Annotated in this window: 1 pseudogene; it reads right to left on the bottom strand. The window is 62.3% G+C overall.

Annotated elements, in window-relative coordinates:
• Window positions 1–195: 195 nt before the first annotated feature.
• Window positions 196–454 (bottom strand): annotated as a pseudogene (locus FP421_RS04465) (hypothetical protein); the annotation flags it as partial.

Raw genomic sequence — 454 nt, 5'->3', positions numbered from 1 at the left:
GGCGCGGCTCAATCGGTCGTCATTTAGGGAGAGGGGCCAGGCTCAATTAAATTCTTCTCCCCTCTACCTCGCACACCTGGGAACATAGATCCTGGAAGGCGCGCCAGCCGATCGTGTGCAGTGCCAGGTCGCCCCAAGGGCCATGGGCGCGACGGTCACGCGGCGCCGCGGGTATGATCTGAACATCCCCAGCCGTCATGCGGCGGTAATTCCATAGATGGTGCGCAGTCGCGCGGTTTGTGCGGCCGCGTCACCCGTAAGGCCAATAGCCTTCGGCTGGAAATCCCCATCCGCACCGACTTTTGCGGCAAAGCTCGCCATGTCCGCGGCAATTGCCTCCGGCAACACGACCCGCTCATCCGCGGGCAGCAGCTGCAACAGACGGAAAACGTCTGTGCGATGCTTGCGGACGTTCTTCTGATCGATGTGCTCGCCTTGATCGCGCCGCATGGCA

Origin of the sequence: Polaribacter septentrionalilitoris (assembly GCF_009832745.1) — a bacterium.
Classification (GTDB): Bacteria; Bacteroidota; Bacteroidia; order Flavobacteriales; family Flavobacteriaceae; genus Polaribacter; species Polaribacter septentrionalilitoris.
This window is presented reverse-complemented; position numbering and strand designations above follow the sequence as displayed.